The 19,911-nt window shown below is 61.2% G+C and carries 17 protein-coding genes; 13 read left to right on the top strand and 4 right to left on the bottom strand.

The window, feature by feature from the left end:
* The first annotated feature begins 33 nt into the window (after window positions 1-33).
* From ACZ9IM_RS00665 to tauD, 8 genes are all read left to right on the top strand, one after another.
* Window positions 34-1,572: an MFS transporter gene (locus ACZ9IM_RS00665; protein WP_476223188.1), complete on the top strand. Its 1,539-nt coding sequence runs from the start codon at window positions 34-36 to the stop codon at window positions 1,570-1,572.
* 26 nt (window positions 1,573-1,598) lie between these two features.
* On the top strand, window positions 1,599-2,663 hold the full coding sequence (locus ACZ9IM_RS00660) for an HlyD family secretion protein (RefSeq protein WP_476223187.1): 1,065 nt from the start codon (window positions 1,599-1,601) through the stop codon (window positions 2,661-2,663).
* Window positions 2,660-4,228 (top strand): efflux transporter outer membrane subunit, encoded by a 1,569-nt coding sequence (locus tag ACZ9IM_RS00655; RefSeq protein WP_476223186.1) that lies wholly within the window; start codon window positions 2,660-2,662, stop codon window positions 4,226-4,228. Before ACZ9IM_RS00660 ends, ACZ9IM_RS00655 begins: the two co-directional genes overlap by 4 nt.
* 281 nt (window positions 4,229-4,509) lie before the next feature.
* Window positions 4,510-5,292: an efflux RND transporter periplasmic adaptor subunit gene (locus ACZ9IM_RS00650; RefSeq protein WP_427624228.1), complete on the top strand. Its 783-nt coding sequence runs from the start codon at window positions 4,510-4,512 to the stop codon at window positions 5,290-5,292.
* On the top strand, window positions 5,289-6,608 hold the full coding sequence (locus tag ACZ9IM_RS00645) for an efflux RND transporter periplasmic adaptor subunit (RefSeq protein WP_007906386.1): 1,320 nt from the start codon (window positions 5,289-5,291) through the stop codon (window positions 6,606-6,608). The genes ACZ9IM_RS00650 and ACZ9IM_RS00645 overlap by 4 nt, the downstream gene beginning before the upstream one ends.
* Window positions 6,609-8,705 (top strand): site-2 protease family protein, encoded by a 2,097-nt coding sequence (locus tag ACZ9IM_RS00640; RefSeq protein ID WP_476223185.1) that lies wholly within the window; start codon window positions 6,609-6,611, stop codon window positions 8,703-8,705.
* Window positions 8,706-8,717: 12 nt separating this feature from the next.
* A complete protein-coding gene (locus ACZ9IM_RS00635) occupies window positions 8,718-9,215 on the top strand; it encodes a GNAT family N-acetyltransferase (RefSeq protein ID WP_427624225.1) in 498 nt (165 codons plus the stop codon).
* A gap of 72 nt (window positions 9,216-9,287) precedes the next feature.
* The gene (gene tauD / locus ACZ9IM_RS00630) at window positions 9,288-10,130 is read left to right on the top strand and encodes a taurine dioxygenase (RefSeq protein WP_476223184.1); all 843 of its coding nucleotides are present in this window, start codon (window positions 9,288-9,290) and stop codon (window positions 10,128-10,130) included.
* Window positions 10,131-10,253: 123 nt separating this feature from the next.
* Here tauD and mgrA read toward each other — a convergent pair whose 3' ends face one another.
* Window positions 10,254-11,291, bottom strand: a complete 1,038-nt coding sequence (mgrA, locus tag ACZ9IM_RS00625) for an L-glyceraldehyde 3-phosphate reductase (protein ID WP_427624222.1) — start codon at window positions 11,289-11,291, stop codon at window positions 10,254-10,256.
* A gap of 247 nt (window positions 11,292-11,538) precedes the next feature.
* Window positions 11,539-12,429, bottom strand: coding sequence for a LysR family transcriptional regulator (locus ACZ9IM_RS00620; protein ID WP_427624220.1), 891 nt, complete (start codon window positions 12,427-12,429; stop codon window positions 11,539-11,541).
* Between the two features lie 124 nt (window positions 12,430-12,553).
* On the opposite strand from ACZ9IM_RS00620, the gene ACZ9IM_RS00615 reads away from it, so the two are divergent.
* The gene (locus tag ACZ9IM_RS00615) at window positions 12,554-13,294 is read left to right on the top strand and encodes an SDR family oxidoreductase (RefSeq protein ID WP_427624219.1); all 741 of its coding nucleotides are present in this window, start codon (window positions 12,554-12,556) and stop codon (window positions 13,292-13,294) included.
* A gap of 174 nt (window positions 13,295-13,468) precedes the next feature.
* Window positions 13,469-13,729 (top strand): hypothetical protein, encoded by a 261-nt coding sequence (locus ACZ9IM_RS00610; protein ID WP_427624218.1) that lies wholly within the window; start codon window positions 13,469-13,471, stop codon window positions 13,727-13,729.
* Between the two features lie 26 nt (window positions 13,730-13,755).
* Here the strand turns inward: ACZ9IM_RS00610 and betT are convergent, their stop codons facing one another.
* Together betT and epsC are read right to left on the bottom strand one after the other, a co-directional pair.
* A complete protein-coding gene (gene betT, locus ACZ9IM_RS00605) occupies window positions 13,756-15,711 on the bottom strand; it encodes a choline transporter BetT (protein ID WP_427624247.1) in 1,956 nt (651 codons plus the stop codon).
* 399 nt (window positions 15,712-16,110) lie between these two features.
* Window positions 16,111-17,037: a serine O-acetyltransferase EpsC gene (epsC, locus tag ACZ9IM_RS00600; RefSeq protein WP_192346547.1), complete on the bottom strand. Its 927-nt coding sequence runs from the start codon at window positions 17,035-17,037 to the stop codon at window positions 16,111-16,113.
* A 190-nt stretch (window positions 17,038-17,227) separates the two neighbouring features.
* Between epsC and ACZ9IM_RS00595 the strand changes: the two genes are divergently transcribed.
* From ACZ9IM_RS00595 to tcyL, 3 genes are all read left to right on the top strand, one after another.
* A complete protein-coding gene (locus ACZ9IM_RS00595; protein WP_476223183.1) occupies window positions 17,228-18,220 on the top strand; it encodes a D-cysteine desulfhydrase in 993 nt (330 codons plus the stop codon).
* A 227-nt stretch (window positions 18,221-18,447) separates the two neighbouring features.
* On the top strand, window positions 18,448-19,242 hold the full coding sequence (tcyJ, locus tag ACZ9IM_RS00590; protein ID WP_008005157.1) for a cystine ABC transporter substrate-binding protein: 795 nt from the start codon (window positions 18,448-18,450) through the stop codon (window positions 19,240-19,242).
* Window positions 19,242-19,907, top strand: a complete 666-nt coding sequence (tcyL, locus tag ACZ9IM_RS00585) for a cystine ABC transporter permease (RefSeq protein ID WP_007903115.1) — start codon at window positions 19,242-19,244, stop codon at window positions 19,905-19,907. The genes tcyJ and tcyL overlap by 1 nt, the downstream gene beginning before the upstream one ends.
* The last annotated feature ends 4 nt before the right edge of the window (window positions 19,908-19,911 follow it).

Raw genomic sequence — 19,911 nt, 5'->3', positions numbered from 1 at the left:
GCTTCGGTATCCCCCTTCCGGAGCTTGCAGTACATGACTTCCCTCACGGTCACGGCGCCTCTCGCTGCGGCCAAACCAACGGCCGCCGTCGCGCCACCGGTCTTCGGCCCGCGAATCATCATCGGCCTGGTGGGCGTGTTACTGGCGGTGCTGGTGTCGGGCCTGAACGAGATGGTGACCAAAGTCGCGCTGGCCGATATCCGCGGCGCGTTGGCCATTGGTTACGACGAAGGCACCTGGCTGGTCGCCAGTTACACCGCGACCTCGGTGGCCGCCATGGCGTTTGCCCCTTGGTGTTCGGTAACGTTTTCGTTGCGCCGCTTCACGCTGTACGCGATCAGTGCATTCACTCTGCTGGGTGTGTTGTGCCCGTTCGCTCCGAATTACGAAAGCCTGCTGGTCATGCGCACCTTGCAAGGCCTGGCAGGCGGCGCGTTGCCGCCGATGCTGATGACCGTTGCCCTGCGGTTCCTGCCGGCCAACGTGAAACTCTATGGCCTGGCCGGTTATGCCCTGACGGCAACCTTCGGCCCCGGTCTCGGTACACCGCTGGCCGGGTTGTGGACCGAGTACGTCGGCTGGCAATGGACCTTCTGGCAAATCGTCGTGCCGTGCCTGTTTGCCATGGCGGCGGTGGCCTACGGTTTGCCCCAGGATCCGCTGCGACTGGAACGCTTCAAGTCATTCAACTGGCGTGGCTTGCTGCTGGGGTTCCCGGCGATCTGCATGCTGGTGATCGGCATTCTGCAAGGCAATCGGCTGGACTGGTTCGAGTCGAGCCTGATCTGTGGACTGCTCGGCGGCGGGTTGCTGTTGCTGGTGTTGTTCCTGATCAATGAGTGGTCGCAACCGATTCCGTTCTTCAAGTTGCAGATGTTGGGTATCCACAACCTGTCGTTCGCGCTGTTGACGCTGGCCGGCGTGCTCGTGGTGTTGCTCGCGGTGGTCATCATTCCCTCCAGTTACCTGGCTCAGGTCCAGGGTTATCGGCCGGTGCAGACCGCGCCGATCATGCTCCTGGCGGCGCTGCCTCAGTTGATCGCGCTGCCGTTGGTGGCGGCGCTGTGCAACCTGCGTTGGGTCGATTGCCGCTGGGTGCTGGGGATCGGCCTGAGCATGCTGACGCTGTCTTGCCTCGGTGGTTCGCAGCTGACGTCGGCGTGGATTCGCGACGATTTCTATGTCCTGCAATGGCTACAGATTTTCGGTCAGCCCATGGCCGTGCTGCCGCTGTTGATGCTCTCCACCGGCAGCATCACTCCGATGGAAGGGCCGTACGCCTCGGCCTGGTTCAATACCGTGAAAGGCCTGGCGGCGGTGATTGCCACCGGGGTGATCGAGGCACTGACCACTGCACGGCTGCATTTCCACTCGACCATGCTGGTGGACAACCTCGGTAACTCACCCCTGATCGACAGCGACAACGCAGGCCTGGCTCACCGACTGCATCAACAGGCCTTAGTGCTGACCTCCTCCGATCTTTATCTGAGCATGGCCGGCGTCGCCGTGGCGCTGATCCTGATGATTTTCTGGCTGCCGACGCGGATCTATCCACCGCGCGCGCCGACTTGAATGTTTCACTGAAACAGAAGGTTTTTATGACGACTCAATCAAAGCAAAAAGTCGCTGTCGGCGTTGCCGCAGTAGCGGCGCTCGGGGTGTTGATTTACCTGCTGGCGCCGGGCTTGTTCGGCAAGCGTACACAGCAGAGCACCAACGATGCTTTCGTCTCGGCGGACTTCACCCGGGTGGCGCCGCGCGTGGCGGGGTTCATCAAAGACGTGCTCGTGGAAGACAACCAGCTGGTCAAGGCCGGACAGCTACTGGCGTTGATCGACGACCGCGATCTACGCGCTGCCGCTGAAGCCGCCGACGCTGAAACCCTGGTGGCCAGGGCGCAGTTGCAAAACGCTCGAGCCACCCTGGAGCGCCAGACATCGGTGATCGCTCAAGCCCAGGCTACGGTGGTTTCAGCAAAGGCTGAAATGGCCTTCGCCGAGCATGAACTGAACCGCTACAACCATCTCGCCGGGGTCGGCGCCGGCACGGTGCAAAATGCTCAGCAAGCACGCACACGCATCGATCAGGCCTCCGCCCGTTTGGCCAATGCCACGGCAGTGCTCGCGGCGGAACGCAAGCAGGTGGAGATCCTGACCGCCCAGCGTGATGCGGCCGAAGGCGGGCTGAAAAGAGCGCAAGCGGCGCTGGAAATGGCCAGCTATGAGCTGTCCTATACGCGCATCGTTGCGCCTCAGGACGGCATGGTCGGCGAACGCGCGGTGCGGGTCGGCGCCTATGTCACTCCGGGCAGCAAGATTCTGGCCGTGGTGCCGTTGGAGCGGGCTTATGTGGTCGCCAATTTTCAAGAAACCCAACTGACTGACGTACAGCCGGGGCAGAGCGTGCAAGTGCACGTCGACAGCCTCGGCGGCGAAGCCCTGCGCGGCCGCGTGGAGAGCATCGCACCGGCCACCGGCGTGACCTTTGCCTCGGTCAAACCGGACAACGCCACCGGCAACTTCACCAAGGTTGTGCAACGGATTGCGGTGAAAATCCTCCTCGATCCGGGCCAGCCATTGGCCGAACGGTTGCGGGTGGGGATGTCGGTGGAGGCGAGGATTGATACTGCAAGCGCCAGCGAGCATGAGGTTGCGCAACGATGAACTTTGTTAATCGCACATCCCTGTGGCGAGGGGGCTTGCCCCCGTTGGGCCGCGCAGCGGACCTAAAATTTGCGAGCGCTGCGCACTCGAACGGGGGCAAGCCCCCTCGCCACGGGGTCAGTATTCATTCAGTGGTTTTTGTGTTGAGTCTGTTTTCTTTGAGTGCCTGCACCGTCGGCCCGGACTTCCAAAAGCCTCAGCCGCAACAAGTGGCCGAATGGTCCAAACCAACTAAAGCCGCCGCCAGTCAAATCATTCCCAGCGAAATGGACGAACGCTGGTGGGAAGTATTCCACGACCCGAAACTCTCAGCCCTGACCCAACGCGCCCTGACCGACAACCTCGACCTGAAACTCGCCAGCAGCCGCTTGCAGCAAAGCCGAGCCGCGCGTCAGGTGATCACCGCCGACCGCTATCCCAATACCGCCGCCACCGGCAGCTACGGGCGCAAACGCAACAGCGGTGAAGGCCTGAACGATCCGTCGGGCAACAATGGCGACTCGGCGTTCAACCTGTGGGACGCAGGCTTTTCCGCCTCCTGGGAACTGGATTTCTGGGGCCGTGTGCGCCGCGAAACCGAAGCCGCCGATGCCACTCTGGAAGTGGCGGAAAACGATCGTCGCGGCGTGCTGCTGTCGGTGCTTGCCGAAACCGCCCAGGACTACATTCAACTGCGCGGTGTGCAAAGCACGCGGGCCGTCACCGAGCAGAACCTCGACGTCGCCCGCCATAGTTTGAAACTCTCGCAACTGCGCCTGGCCGACGGTGTTGCCACAGATCTGGACGTCGCCGAAGCCGCTGCGCAAGTCGCGGCCATCGAATCACGTTTGCCGGCGCTGGAGCAGCGTCAGTCGCAACTGATCAACGCCTTGAGCCTGTTGATGGGCGAACCGCCGCAAGCGCTGTCCGCCGAGTTATCCACAGATGCCCCGGTGCCGCAAACCCCGCGTCAGGTCGCCATCGGCTTGCCGTCGCAATTGGCCGAGCGCCGCCCAGACATACGTCAGGCCGAAGCCCGCCTGCATGCCGCGACCGCCAGCATCGGCGTGGCCAAGGGCGACTTTTATCCGCGGATCACCTTGTCGGGCAACATCGGTTCGCAAGCCCTGCAACTAAGCGATTTCGGCTCTTGGGGCTCGCGTTCGTTCGGCATCGGCCCGCAGTTCAGCCTGCCGCTGTTCGACGGCGGTCGCCTGCGCGGGATGTTGCACCTGCGCGAAGCCGAGCAACAGGAAGCGGCGCTGGCCTATCAGCAAACCGTGCTGCGGGCCTGGCATGAAATCGACGATCAACTCACCGCCTACAACGCCAGCCAACTGCGCCGCGACAGCCTCGCCGAAGCCGTGCGCCAGAACCAGATAGCCTTGCGCACCGCGCAACAGCAATACGTCGAAGGAGTAGTGGATTTCGTCAACGTCCTCACCGTGCAAGGCGAATTGCTGGCGACCCAGCAGCAGTGGGTCGAGAGCTCGACCGGGGTGTCGTTGGCGATGGTTGGTTTGTACAAGGCGTTGGGTGGGGGATGGGAGTCGGTGTATCCGTTGACGGAGACGGCGCAGCGCTGATCAGCGCGCAGAAAAACGAAAAAACCGGCCGGAGCCGGTTTCTTCACCCTGACTGCCAGCGAATTTAATCGCTGCGTACAAGGTTTAGTTCGGCGAGATTAAGGTGTCAGGTCTACGTCTGCAATCTGTGGCTGTCCGGCTATGGTGTAGGAACCTTCTGGATGATTTGTAAGGCCATTAATACTGAACAGTGAGCACGCTCTTTCAACCAATGATGCCCATCCGCTTGACGCTCACTCCCGCTGTCTTAGACTCCGCTCATCCGTCAGGGAGTTACGGTTATGCGGCGTTTTCGTGTTTGGGTTGCAGGATTAACCTTTGTAACGTGCGTAGTACAGGCACAAACGCCTGCGCCAGACGATCCGCTGCTGGAAAATAGCGCGGTCGACGGTAATGCATCAGCCAGCAGTGAAGCCCGTGGTGTGCTGCGAGCCCGGGATCAGGCGGTGCTGGCCAGCGAGTTGTCGGGGCGGATTGTCGAGTTGCCGTTCAGTGAGGGCGAGTCGTTCAAAAAGGGCGACACCCTGGCGCGGTTTGACTGTTCGGCTTATCAGGCTCAGCTCAATGCGGCTCAGGCCGCCAGCCGTGGCGCCGGTGAAGAGTTGGCCCACAACAAACAACTGGCGGCGTTGAATTCAGTCGGGCGCTTTGAAGTGGCGCGGGCCGAGGCCAAGGTTAGCGAGATTCAGGCGCAGTCTCAGGTCTATCAGGTTCAGGTCAAACGCTGCAGCGTGGTTGCGCCGTTTGATGGCCAGGTCGTCGAACGTAAGGTCAAGCGCTACGAAAGCGTTGCCGCCGGTACGCCGTTGCTGGACGTGGTCGATAACCGCACCCTGGAAATTCACCTGTTGGTGCCATCGCGCTGGATGGGCAAGCTCAAGCCCGGCCAGACCTTCAGTTTTGTCCCCGATGAAACCGGTCAGCCGCTGGATGCCACGGTCAAACGCCTCGGTGCGCGAATTGATGAAGGCAGCCAGACTTTGCTGCTGGTGGCGACGCTGCCCAACGCCAGTGGTCTGTTGGCCGGCATGAGCGGAACGGCGCATTTCGCGGAGCTCAAATGAACGCCCCGGTGACCGGCGGCGCCGAGCAGGTGTTCGCCAGGTTTCTCGACCTCGAACGCCAGACCCGCGCCGCGCGCACGCCTTCGCAACTGGCTTACAGCCTGGTCAATGACGGTCAGGCGCTGTTCGGTTTCCGCCATGCCGCGCTGTTGATCGCCGGCAAGGTGCAGGCGGTTACCGGTGTCAGTGCCGTGGAACCGAATGCGCCGTTCGTGGCGTTTGTCGAGCAAGCGGTCGCACAGCTGTTCAAGCTTGAGGTGCTGAAACAGGCGCGGGTGATTGCGCCTGATCTCCTTAGCGAATCGATTCTGGCCGACTGGCAAAGTCTGTCAGCCGCTCAGGTGTTTTGGCTGCCGCTGATCGATCATCAGGGCGAGGTGTTCGGCGGTCTGTGGCTGGCGCGGGATGTGCCGTGGAACCCTTCCGAACAAGTACTGCTGTCGCAACTGGGCGACACCTACAGCCATGCCTGGCTCGCGCAGCAACCGCGCAAGCCCTGGCGATTGCGCTGGACGCGCAAGCGTCAGGTGGCGCTGGTTGCCGTGTTGTTGCTCGGGTTGCTGATCCCGGTGCGCCAATCGGTGCTGGCCCCCGCCGAAGTCGTCCCGTTGGGCGGTCGGGTGGTCGCCGCGCCGCTGGACGGGGTGATCGCCGAGTTTCTGGTCAAACCCAATCAGGCGGTGAAAACCGGCGACCTGCTGCTGCGCTTCGAAAGCACCACGCTCAAGGCTCAGGCCGATGTGGCCGAGCGCGCCCTCGGCGTTGCCGAAGCGGAACTCAAGGCCAATTCCCAACGTTCCTTCGCCGATGCCGAATCCAGTTCGAAAATCGATCTGCTGGCGGCGCGAGTGGAGCAGAAGCGCGCCGAACGGGATTACGCCCGGGAGCTGCTCAAACGCAGCGAAGTACGTGCCGAGCGGGACGGCATCGCGGTGTTCGCCGACGCCGAGCGCTGGACCGGCAAACCGGTGCAAACCGGCGAGCGGCTGATGGAAATCGCCGACCCGAACCAGGCCGAATTGCGCATCGAGTTGGCCGTGGGCGATGCGATTGCCCTGGAACCGGGCGCACAAGTCGCGCTGTTTCTCGACAGCGATCCGCTGCAGCGGCACTTGGCCAAACTCGAACGTTCGGCCTACGAGGCGCAGCCCACCGCCGCCGGGCAACTGGCTTATCGACTGGATGCGACGTTCGACGCCGCGCCGCCGCGCATCGGTTTGCGCGGCACTGCGAAAGTCTTCGGCGACCGTGCGCCGCTGGCGTTGTACCTGTTGCGCCGACCGCTGGCCGGGTTGCGTCAGAGCGTGGGCCTGTAGATGAGCCTGCCGAGCCTGCGGGCAGACCTGCAATTGTCGGCGGCGGCCCCGGCCCTCGACGGGTCGCCGCGCTGGACCCTGGCCGACCCGGTGCGCGGGCGCTATTTCAAACTCGGTGCGGCGGCGATGCGCCTGCTGCGCCATTGGTCGTTGGGCGACCCCGAGCAAGTGCTGCGTGCTGCCAATCGCGAACCGGGGCTGCCGCTGGATGGCGCGGCGCTTGAGCAATTGCTGGAGTTTTTGCGCGGCCACGACCTGATCAGCGCTCTCGACCCGTCGCAGCGCGCCAGTTATAGCCTGAAGGCCGCGGCTCAGCGCCAGAGCCTGTGGCAAATCCTGCTGCATCAATACCTGTTTTTCCGGATTCCGCTGTGGCGCCCGGACGCCTTTCTCAATCGAGCCTGGCCGTGGCTGGAGCGTTTCGGCCCGCGTGCATTGCGCTACGGACTGCCCGCGACGCTGGGGCTCGGGGTGTTTCTGGTGTCACGGGACTGGCAGCGGTTTATCGCCACCTTTCCGCACCTGTTCAGCCTCGGCGGTGCCCTGGCGTTCGCTGTAGCGCTGTTTTTCGCCAAGCTGTGCCACGAGTTCGGCCACGCCTTCATGGCCAAGCGCGCCGGTTGTCGGGTGCAGAGCATGGGCGTGGCATTCATGGTGCTGCTACCGATGTTTTACACGGATGTCAGCGACGCCTGGCGGGTCAATGATCGACGTGCGCGGTTGCTGATCGGTGCCGGCGGAGTGCTGGCGGAACTGGTGTTGGCGTGTATCGCGCTGCTCGCCTGGTCACTGTTGCCTGACGGCCCTGGGCGTACCGCGGCGTTCATGCTCGCCAGTGCGACCTGGATCACCACGCTGGTGATCAACCTCAACCCGTTCATGCGTTTCGATGGCTACTTCTTGCTCAGTGATTTCTGGGAAGTGGACAACCTTCAAGGGCGGGCCTTTGCCTTGTGCCGCTGGCGGCTGCGCGAGTTTTTGTTCGGCTACGCAGCCCCGGCACCGGAGCCGTGGTCGCCGAAGATGCAGCGGCGTTTGCTGATCTGGGGGTATGGCGCGTGGCTGTGGCGCGCGGTGCTGTTTTTCGGGATTGCGCTGGCGGTCTATCACCTGTTCTTCAAGGTGTTGGGGATTTTCCTGATGCTGGTGGAACTGGTGTGGTTCATCTTCCTGCCGATCCTGAGCGAATGGCGGCAATGGTGGAGTCGTCGTGAACAGGCGCATGCACCTCGGGTACTGCTCAGCGGTCTGGCGTTGCTTGGGCTGTTGTTGCTGCTGGCGTTGCCTTGGCGTAGCGCGGTGGAGTTGCCGACGATGCTTGAGGCCGGACGCGCCAGCGCCCTGCACGCGCCGGTGGCGGCGCGGGTCAAAACGGTGAATGTGCACGACGGCCAGATCGTCGCTCAAGGTGAGGTGCTGATCGAGCTGGAATCCCCGGATCTGGACTCACGCCAGGCCATCGTCCGTCGCGAAATCCAGATTCAGCAATTACAGATGCGTCGTCAGGCCGGCCGTAGCGAAACCGCCGCCGACGCCGGAATCGTCGAACAGCGCCTGGCCGAAGCCGTGGCCGAATATCGGGGCCTGGCCGCTCAGCGTGAACGTCTGCTGCTGCGCGCGCCCCACGGTGGCAAGGTGCGCGATCTGTTGCCACAGTTAACGGTCGGCCGCTGGCTTTCGACCAAAGATCCTTTGGCCCGGGTGGTCGAGGACGGCGCGCGGTTGCGCGGGTATCTGGCCGAAGCCGAACTCTGGCGTGTTGCCCCGGGAGCCAGTGGGAGGTTCATCGCCGATGACCCGATGCACCCGGCAATCGCCGTGCAATTGAGCGAAATTGACACCAACGGCGTGGCTTATGTCGATCAGGAAGCGCTGACTTCCGATCACCACGGGCCGATCGCCGTACGCCGCGACCAGCATCAGCGCGCCGAGCCGGTGCAGGCGCAGTACGGCGCGCGGTTGAGCATCCTCGAAAATACCCCGACGCCGGTGCAGCCGTTGCGCGGCATTGTGGTATTGCAGGGCAGCGGCGAGTCGTTGCTGGGCGTTGCCTGGCGGCGCTTGGCGGCCCTGGGGGTCAGGGAAAGCGGTTTCTAAGGGAGGACAGCGATGGCGAACAGCAACTCAGTGGCAGCGGACGGCCTGGTGGTCAGGCCTTCGCGACCCAGCGACGGACCGTTTCTGCACAGCCTTTACCAAGCGGCGCGGCCGGATCTGCAATGGATCGACGGTGAGCAGGAGGTGGTTGAGCAGGTGGTTGCCCAGCAATTCAGGGTGCAGGAACAAGGGCTGGGGGAGAACTTCCCCAACGCCATGCATTATGTGATAGAGAAACTCGACACGGCCATCGGTGCGTTGACCACCGACTTTGGCCCCAATGAAATTCGCGTGCTGTACCTGGCGTTTATCCCCCAGGCCCGCGGCAAGGGTTACGGTCGGACAGTGCTGCAAGGCGTGCAGAAAGCCGCGCAGCAAATTCGCTGCCCGGTGGCGACGGTGGTCTGGGCCAATAACCTCCATGCTCGCCAGCATTACCTGGCGCTGGGGTTTCAGGTTGAAGAACGCAACCCGGCGGCGGAGCGGTTGGTGTGGTACCCACAGGGTTGAGCCCGGGGCAAGGCCCCCTCGCCACAGGCTCGCTCCCACAAAAGCTCGATACCGAATTCGAAGAGAACCACCATGAGTAACCTGACAATCGTCCCTCTCAGCTGCGCCCTCGGCGCGCAAATCAGCGGTATCGATATCAGCCAGCCGCTGAACGTTGAGCAACGCGATGCCATCGAGCAGGCGCTGCTCAAGCATCAAGTGCTGTTCTTCCGCGACCAGCCGATCGAGCCGCAGCAGCAAGCGCGATTCGCCGCCTATTTTGGCGACCTGCACATTCATCCGATCTACCCGAACGTGCCGGAGCAGCCGGAAGTGCTGATCCTCGACACCGCCGTCACCGACGTGCGGGACAACGCGATCTGGCACACCGACGTGACCTTCCTGCCGACCCCGGCCATGGGTGCAGTGCTCAGCGCCAAACTGCTGCCCGAATTTGGCGGCGACACGCTGTGGGCCAGTGGTATTGCGGCGTATGAAGCACTGTCCGCACCGATGAAAACCCTGCTAGGAGGGCTGACCGCAACTCACGATTTCACCCGTTCGTTCCCCCTGGAGCGCTATGGCAATACACCGGACGCGTTGGCCCAGTGGGAAGAAGCCCGGCGCAAGAACCCGCCGCTATCGCACCCGGTGATTCGCACGCACCCGGTGAGCGGGCGCCGGTCGCTATTCGTCAATGAAGGGTTCACGTCGAAGATCAATGAGCTGTCGGAAACGGAAAGCGAGGTGATTCTGAAATTCTTGTTCGCCCACACCACACGGCCGGAATTCACCATCCGCTGGCGCTGGCAGAAAGACGACATCGCGTTCTGGGACAATCGTGTGACCCAACATCACGCGGTGGATGATTACCGCCCGGCACGGCGGGTGATGCAGCGGGCGACTGTGTTGGGGGATGTGCCTTTTTTCCGGTGAACCGATCGTTCCCCCGCTCCGCGTGGGAATGCCTCAACGGACGCTCTGCGTTCGGCTTTGGATGGGACGCGGAGCGTCCCGGGCTACATTCCCACGCGGAGCGTGGGAACGATCAGTACGGAGTTATTCAGCCGTCGAAGGCTTCTCCCAAAGATTGACCCCACCCTCTTGGGCAAACCGATCAATCTCCGCCAGTTCTTCCACGCTAAAATTCAGATTCTTCAATGCCCCGACATTCTCGATAATCTGCTCCGGCCGGCTCGCGCCGATCAGCGCCGAGGTCACCCGTGGATCGCGCAGGGTCCAGGCCAGCGCCAACTGCGCCAGGCTCTGACCACGGCGTTTGGCGATTTCATTGAGCGCCCGCACATGGGCGATGTTGGCTTCGGACAGGTGAGCCGCCTGCAGCGAACCACCGCCCGGACGATTGACCCGTGCATCCGCTGGCACGCCATTTAGGTACTTGTCGGTCAACAGCCCCTGAGCCAACGGCGTGAAGGCGATCACGCCAGTGCCGAGTTCATCGGTGGTCTCCAGCAGGTCCTTTTCCACCCAGCGGTTGAGCAGGTTGTAGGCCGGTTGGTGGATCAGCAACGGTACTTTCCACTCCTTCAGCAACCCGGCGATTTCACGGGTTTTCACCCCGGAATAGGACGAGATGCCGATGTACAGCGCCTTGCCCTGCTGCACGGCAGTGGCCAGTGCGCTGGCGGTTTCTTCAAGCGGCGTGTCCGGGTCAAAGCGGTGGGAATAGAAGATGTCTACGTAATCGAGGCCCAGACGTTGCAGACTCTGGTCGAGGCTGGCCAGCACGTATTTACGCGAACCACCGCCCTGACCGTAAGGGCCGGCCCACATATCCCAACCGGCCTTGCTGGAGATGATCAACTCATCGCGGTACTGCTTGAAGTCTTCACGCAGCAAACGACCGAAGTTGATCTCGGCGCTGCCATACGGCGGGCCGTAGTTGTTGGCCAGGTCGAAATGGTTGATGCCCAGATCGAATGCCGTGCGCAGCAACGAACGCTGGGTGTCGATCGGCGTGCTGTCGCCGAAGTTGTGCCACAAGCCCAGGGACAGTGCCGGCAGCACCAGCCCGCTGCGCCCCACGCGGCGGTAAGGGATGGAATCGTAGCGGTTTTCGGCAGCGGTGTAGGTCATCGAATCCTCTCTTGTCTGTCTTGAATGGGGTATCGACTGCTTTGCAAGTTGCCCAGCATACGCTTGGACAAACGCCGATAAACCTCGGACTCGAGAAAATGCTGAAACGTTTCACAGAAGATCGTTCCCACGCTCTGCGTGGGAATGCCTCAACGGACGCTCCGCGTTCGGCTCTGGATGGGACGCGGAGCGTCCCGGGCTGCATTCCCACGCAGAGCGTGGGAACGATCAAGAGCAGCGAGCAAGGTCAAACAGCCCCCTCAAACACCTCCCCCAACCAATCCACAAACACCCGAACCCGTGGCGACATGTGTTTGTTATGGGGATACAAAACGGAAACCGGCATCGGTGGCGGTGGTGTGTCGGTGAGGATTTCCCGCACCAGCCCTTGGGAAATCAGCGTTTCCATTCGGTAGTGCGGGCACTGAATCAACCCCAGGCCTGCAATCGCCGAGGCGGCGTAAATCTCCGCACCGAACACCGACAATGCGCCATCGATGGTCACTTCTTGCAGCTCGCCATCCACCATGAATTCAAACGGAAACAACTTGGCGGTGGTGCGCGAAACGTAGTTCACCGCGCGGTGTTTTTTCAGGTCCTCGAGGTTTTTCGGTTCGCCGTATTTGCGCAGGTAGGCGGGGCTGGCGCAGGTAATCTGCCGCAAGTTGGCGACACGTTTACCGATCAGTGCCGAGTCGCCCAAGGTGCCGGCGCGTAACACGCAATCAACGCCTTCGGCGATCAGGTCGACGAAGCGGTCGGCTTCGCTGATGGACAGTTCGATATCCGGGTAGCGCGCCATGAATTGCGGCAACGCCGGGATCACGAAGTGCTTGGCCAAGGTACCGTGCAGATCCACTCGCAACCGCCCTTTCGGCGCTACGCTGCGAAATGCAAGTTCGGCCTCTTCCAGTTCCGCCAGCAACTGCACGCAACGCAGGTAATACGCCTCGCCATCCAGGGTCGGACGGACCTTGCGAGTGCTGCGCTCCAATAAACGGGTACCGAGCCAGGCTTCGAACTGATTCAGCGTGTGGGTCAGCGTCGCCCGCGGCAGATTCAGGTCATCGGCCGCCAGGGTGAAGCTGCTGCGCTCGTAGATCCGCACGAACACCTTCATCGCTTTGACTTGGTCCACGGGTCACTCCTGGCGCTCGATTGTTGGCGATTATTGAACAGTCAAGGCAACTCTCATGCATTTATCGGCCTGAGTAAACATGTGAGTCTGGCTCCACTTCAAACCACTCCAAGGAATCAACGCCATGACTGCTCAAACTTCGAAAGTTGCCATCGTGACCGGCGCCTCCCGCGGCATCGGCGCTGTGATCGCCAGGCAACTGGCCAGCGAAGGTTTCGCCGTCGCCATCAACTACGCCAGCAGCGCCACTGAAGCCTCAAAACTGGTTGTGGAGTTGCGTCAGGCCGGGCATCAGGCCATAGCGGTCAAGGCTGACGTGGCCAATGCCGATGACGTGCGCCGGTTGTTCGACGAAACCGAAGCGCAACTGGGCAAGGTCGATGCGCTGATCAACAACGCCGGCATCCTCAAAGTGATGCCGCTGGCGCAGCACACCGACGAACTGTTCGACCAGACTTTCAACATCCACGCTCGCGGCACCTTCAACACCTTGCGTGAAGCGGCGACGCGTCTGAACAGCGGTGGCCGGATCATCAACTTCTCCAGCAGCACCGTTGGCCTTAACTTGCCGGGCTACGCGGTGTACATCGCCAGCAAAGCGGCTGTGGAATCCCTGACCCAGGTGTTCGCCAAGGAAATGCGCGGTCGCAACATCACCGTCAACGCGGTGGCGCCTGGCCCGGTGGCGACTGAGCTGTTTTTGCACGGCAAGAGCGAAGAGCAAATCCAGACTTTCGCCAAGATGCCTCCACTGGAGCGTTTGGGTCAGCCGGAGGATATTACTCGCGTTGTGTCGTTTCTGGTGGGGCCGGATTCGGCTTGGGTCAATGGGCAGATTTTGCGGGTGAATGGTGGGTTGGTTTAAGCGCAGCGGTGCCTATGCTCAATAAGTAGCAAGGACACCGAGGTGACCCCATCGCGAGCAGGCTCGCTCCCACAGATGACCGAGCTCTCATCCAGCAACGCGGTTGAATGTGGGAGCGAGCCTGCTCGCGATGGCTGCCTCAAAAGCAATGCATACCTGAAGGGTGGACTCACCATGCACACAGCAATCATCATCTTCTTCGGCCTGGTCCTGCTGGCGCTGATGCTGTTCATCGGCGAGAAAATCGGTTTCCCCCGCCAGACCCTGGCCTACAGCTTTGTCGTGCTGTGGCTGGCGTTGACCTTGATCAACGGCGCGGTCGGCATGGTCAACGCCGGCCAGCCGTTGAGCACGGAACTGGTGGTGGGTAGCGCAGTATTCGGCGTGCCGGTGGCGGCATTGGTGTTGTTCATGACGATGAGCACTGACGCCTGACAAGACGTCAGCGCCACCCTTCTCAATCAACGCACCAGGTGCAGGAACTGCATGTGCCGCTCGTACTGGTCGAGGATGTCGTTGATAACCTGCTCCTTGGTGTAGCCCACCAGATCGTAATCCTGGCTGCCCTCGCGCAAATGCACTTCGGCCCGGTGGTAACGACGGTTGTTGAGTTGCTTGGAACCCATGCCGCCACGGGCGAACGACGGCGTGAAGTACCCGCGCATCTGCACCTGATAGATGAACGGATGCAGTTCGCCGTGACCGATCTCCAGGCTGACGTTGTCATTGGCCGGATCGGGCTGAGTGACCACGTGCAAGCCCTTCTCGACGAACACTGCCGTCACTTCTTCAATCGCCGGACGCACCGTCGTATCGAGGAAGCGATAGACCTCATCGCGCGACGGGAAATGCACCGCCTGACTCAAGCGCTGACGCCAACCACCGCGCCGCGAGCCGGACACCGGCGCAAGGGAATGCAGTTGCGCGATCTGCTTCTGCGATTCCAGATAAAACGCCTTGTGCAGCCCCCACATCATCAGCAGCAAAATCATCGAGAACGGTAACGACGTCAGCACCACTGCTGACTTCAACGCATCGATGCTGCCGGAGAACAACAGCGCGCTGGTCACCAACGCCGTCATCGCGCCCCAGAACACTCGCAGCCATTTCGGCCCGTCTTCATCCGGGTTGCCACCCTTGGCGGACAACGTCGACAACACCACAGTGCCGGAGTCGGCGGAGGTCACGAAGAACACGAAGCTGATGAACACCGTGACCGCAATCACGGTTTTGCTCCACGGGTAGGTTTCCAGCAGCAGGTACAGGGTCATCGACGGGTTGTCGATGGCCGACATGCCGAGCGCACTCATGCCGTGGTTGAGGACCTGGTCGATGGCGCTGTTGCCGAAGATCGACATCCACGCCAGAGTGAAACCAAGCGGAATCAACAGCACGCCGAAGACGAACTCACGGATGGTCCGGCCCCGGGAAATCCGCGCGATGAACAGGCCCACGAACGGCGACCATGCAATCCACCAGGCCCAGTAGAACACCGTCCAGCCGCCCAGCCAGTCGCTCGGTTTATCGTAGGCGTAGAGGTCGAAACTCTTCATTGGCAAGGCGCCGAGGTAATCGCCGATGTTCTGGATCAGTGTGTTGAGCAAGTGCTGGGTGGGGCCAGCGAACAACACGAACAGCAGCAGCGCACAGGCCAGCAGCATGTTGATGTCGGACATCACCCGCACGCCTTTATCGACGCCGGACACCGCGACGATGATCGCCGCGCCCATCATCAGCGTGATCAGGCCGACCTGAATCCACTGGGTGTGGGCGATGCCGAACAGGTAATCGAGGCCCGAGTTGAGGTGCAATACGCCAAAGCCCATATCCGCGCCGAGGCCGAACACCGTGGCAATGATGCCGAAGCCGTCCACCGCGTAGCCGATGGGGCCGTTAATGCGCTTGCCGATCAACGGATACAGCGCCGAACGCAGAGCCAGCGGCAGGTTATGTCGATAGGCGAAATAAGCCAGCGCCATGCCGACGAAGGCGAACACGCCCCAACCGTGCAGGCCCCAGTGCAGAAACAGAATCTGCATCGCCTGACGCGCCGCATCCGCCGTACCAGCCTCACCTTGCGGCGGTTGTGCCAGGTGCGTCAGCGGTTCGGACACGCAAAAGAAAAACAGCGTGATGCTGATCCCGGCGGCAAACAGCATGCCGGCCCAGGACAGGTAGCTGAATTCGGGCTCGTCGTGGTCGGCACCGAGCTTGATCTTGCCGTAGCCAGACAAGGCGGTGACCACCACGAAGACCAGATACAGCGTCATCGCGAGCATGTAGTACCAACCGACCGTATTGGCCGCCCAGTTTTGCGCTTGCAGAAGCCAGGCACCGGCCTGTTCGGGTATCGCCATGACCACAACGGCGAACAACAAAATAAAGGTCGCCGCGAAATAAAACACCGGCGGATTCATGCGGACCTGGCCGCTTGCGGGGGTAGACGATGCACTCATGAAAAGTGCACCTCGAGAGGGCGAAACAGGGCAATCAATAACGGACTCGGCAAAGGCAAGCCTCCTGTTGTGAGCGGGCAGCAAACCGACGGTTTAACTTGAATGAGTGTTCAAGTTAAACATGGATAGGGGGCTAAGGACTAATCGCAGGGCTCGGCGGTCGCTTTCCTACATTAGTTCAGGGAAGGATATGACTTGGGGTTTGGAATGCCTTATCTCGGTTCGGCATGAAATCAATCGCGAGCAGGCTCGCTCCCACAGTGGATCTCCAGTGAACACAAGAACTGTGAACGACACGGAACAGTGTGGGAGCGAGCCTGCTCGCGATGGGGCCAGATCAGTCACCAGATACTCAGGGACCTACTTCTGCGTCCCATCATCATGCTGCAAATTCGCCTGGCTGAGGTTGCACCCCGCCGGCACACTGCGGGTCAGCCAAACATTGCCGCCAATGGTCGAGCCTTTGCCGATGGTGATGCGCCCCAGAATCGTCGCGCCGGCATAGATCACCACATCGTCCTCGACGATCGGATGCCGCGGGTGGCCCTTCTGCAACTGGCCGTCTTCGTCCGCCGGGAAGCGCTTGGCGCCCAGGGTCACCGCTTGATAAATCCGCACGCGCTCGCCAATGATCGCGGTCTCGCCGATCACCACGCCCGTCCCGTGATCGATAAAGAAACTGCGACCGATCTGCGCACCCGGATGGATGTCGATGCCGGTGGCCGAGTGGGCGATTTCCGCGCTGATCCGCGCCAGTAGCGGCAAGCCGGCGCGATACAAATGATGGGCCAGACGATGGTGAATCACCGCCAGAATTCCCGGATAGCAGAGCAACACTTCGTCGACACTGCGAGCCGCCGGGTCGCCGTGATAGGCCGCCAGTACGTCGGTGTCCAGCAGAGTGCGCAGCCCCGGCAAAGCCAGGGCGAAATCCTGAATGATCTGGATGGTTTTGGCCTCGACTTCAGTGTCTGCCTGGGCACTGTGGCGCGCGGCGTAACGCAGTTCGAGCCGCGCCTGAGCCAACAACGCGTTCAATGCCACGTCGAGTGTGTGACCGACGTAGAAGTCTTCACTCTCCTCGCGCAAATCCACCGGGCCCAGACGCATCGGGAACAACGCACCGCACAAGGCTTCGAGAATATCCGCCATGGCCGCTCGGGACGGCAACTCGCGACCGCCCTGCTCGCCGCTGGCACGGCCGTTTTGTGCGCGCCACTGCTCGCGCGCCGTACGCAGTTGGCTGACGATGGTCTGCAATTGCCAATGGCTGGAACGCTCGCTCACGGTAAAAACTCCTCACGGGCGGCCGGACTGTCTGGCCGCGATAACCGCGATTACTTTACGGCAACGGCTTGCAGCCGAATTAAGAACCAATAGTGCTGTGCTCAATACTTTTGGCTATAAGCGATTGGCAGTTGCCCCACTAAATACCCGTGCCTATAGTCCTGACATCTTCCTCCGCCAGTACGGACCCATGATCAAACAACAGCTTGCCCGCTTTAACCGCCTCGACCTGCTCGGTCATCCTACCCCCCTGGAAAAACTCGAACGCCTGTCGACCTGGCTGGGCCGCGATGTGTACGTCAAACGCGATGACCTGACGCCATTGGCACTGGGTGGCAACAAGCTACGCAAACTCGAATACCTGGCTGCCGATGCCCTGGCCCAGGGCGCTGATACATTGATCACTGCAGGCGCGATCCAGTCCAACCACGTGCGCCAGACCGCTGCCATTGCAGCCAAGCTTGGCCTGGGCTGCGTGGCCCTGCTGGAAAATCCGCTGGGCACTGACGACAGCAACTATATCGGCAACGGCAATCGGCTGTTGCTGGACCTGTTCGATGCCAAGGTCGAGCTGGTGGAAAACCTCGACAATGCCGACGAGCAATTGGAAGCGCTGGCCGGGCGTCTGCGCAGTAACGGCAAGAAGCCGTATCTGGTGCCGATTGGTGGCTCGAATGCATTGGGCGCTTTGGGTTATGTCCGTGCCGGCCTGGAGCTGGCCGAACAGATCAAGGACACCGGGCTGCAATTCGCCGCGGTGGTGCTGGCGTCCGGCAGTGCTGGCACCCACAGCGGCCTGGCGCTGGCCTTGAGCGAAGCACTGCCGGATTTGCCAGTGATCGGCGTGACTGTTTCCCGTAGCGATGAAGATCAACGACCGAAAGTCCAAGGCCTCGCCGAGCGCACGGCCGAGTTGCTGGGCGTGGGCCTGCCGGCGAATTTCAAAATCGATTTGTGGGACGAATATTTCGGCCCGCGTTATGGCGAGCCGAATGCCGGGACACTGTCGGCGCTGAAGCTGCTGGCGAGCCAGGAGGGGTTGTTACTGGATCCGGTGTACACAGGCAAGGCCATGGCCGGTTTGCTCGACGGCATTGGGCGCCTGCGCTTCAATGACGGCCCGATCATCTTCCTGCACACCGGTGGGGCGCCGGCACTGTTTGCCTACAAAGACTTTCTGTAAATGATTGTTCCCACGCTCTGCGTGGGAACAATCACTTAGCAAAAAAAAGAATAACAAACTCAATATTTAGTATTTTCCTATCTAAAGACAACATCATATAGTCGCGCCGCAGGCGAATTTGCAGCAAGACGCATAAGCTGCTTTAGGGCAGGATATCGCAGTCGTTCAAATCCCGAATTTGCCAACTTTCCTTAAGCGTCTTCCATAAGAAAACACAGGGGCTTGTCATGAATTTTTCCGCATTACGTCGAAATCTGCTGGTGGGTTCGCTGGGCCTGGCGCTGAGCGCCGGCCTGCTCGGGCAGGCAGTGGCCGGTGAGCAACTGCAAAAAATCAAGGACGCAGGCGTGATCAACGTCGGTCTGGAAGGCACCTATCCACCGTTCAGCTTCGTCGACGAGGCCGGCAAACTGAGCGGCTTCGAAGTCGAGTTCTCCGAAGCCTTGGCCAAAGAGCTGGGCGTGAAGGTCAAACTGCAGCCGACCAAATGGGAAGGCATCCTCGCCGCCCTGGAATCCAAGCGTCTGGACGCGGTGATCAACCAGGTGACCATCACCGAAGAGCGCAAGAAGAAGTACGACTTCTCCACGCCTTACACCGTTTCCGGGATTCAGGCGCTGACCCTGACCAAAAACAAAGACACCATCAAGACCGCCGCCGATCTGGCCGGCAAGAAAGTCGGCGTAGGCCTGGGCACCAACTACGAGCAGTGGGTGAAGGAGAATGTGCCTAAGGCTGACGTCCGCACCTACGAAGATGATCCGAGCAAGTTCCAGGATCTGCGCGTCGGCCGCATCGACGCCATTCTGATCGACCGCCTGGCCGCGCTGGAATATGCCAGGAAGGCCAAGGACACTGCCGCCGCCGGCGAAGCGTTCTCCCGCCAGGAAGCCGGTATTGCCCTGCGCAAAGGCGAACCTGAGCTGCTGGCTGCGGTGAACAAAGCCATCGACAAGCTGCGTGCCGACGGTACGCTGAAAAAGCTGTCGGAAAAATACTTCAGCGCTGACGTCACTCAATAATGGGAGAAGCTTTCCAACTTGCGCTGGACTCCGCGCCCTTTCTGCTCAAGGGCGCGTACTACACGGTCATCCTGAGCCTGGGCGGAATGTTCTTCGGCCTGCTGATGGGCTTCGGCCTGGCGTTGATGCGGCTGTCGCGCTTCAAACTGGTGAGCTGGATCGCCCGCATCTACGTGTCGTTCTTTCGCGGCACACCGTTGCTGGTGCAACTGTTCGTGATCTATTACGGCTTGCCGCAATTGGGTATCGAACTTGATCCGCTGCCGGCTGCCCTGATCGGCTTCTCGCTGAACATGGCCGCCTACGCCTGCGAAATCCTGCGTGCTGCCATCAGCTCCATCGAGCGCGGCCAGTGGGAAGCCGCCGCCAGTATCGGCATGACCCGTGCGCAAACCCTGCGCCGGGCCATCCTGCCGCAAGCGGCGCGCACGGCCTTGCCACCGTTGGGCAACAGCTTTATCTCGCTGGTCAAGGACACGGCGCTGGCAGCCACCATTCAGGTGCCGGAGCTGTTCCGTCAGGCACAGCTGATTACCGCTCGCACCTTCGAAATTTTCACCATGTATCTTGCCGCTGCGCTCATCTACTGGGTTCTGGCCACGGTGCTATCGCACCTGCAGAACCAGTTGGAAGCGCGGGTCAATCGGCACGACCAGGAGTCCTGACCCA

It is taken from the genome of Pseudomonas sp. TE12508, assembly GCF_056279485.1.
The sequence above is the reverse complement of the archived record's forward strand: the minus strand, read 5'-3'. Positions and strand labels throughout refer to the sequence as shown.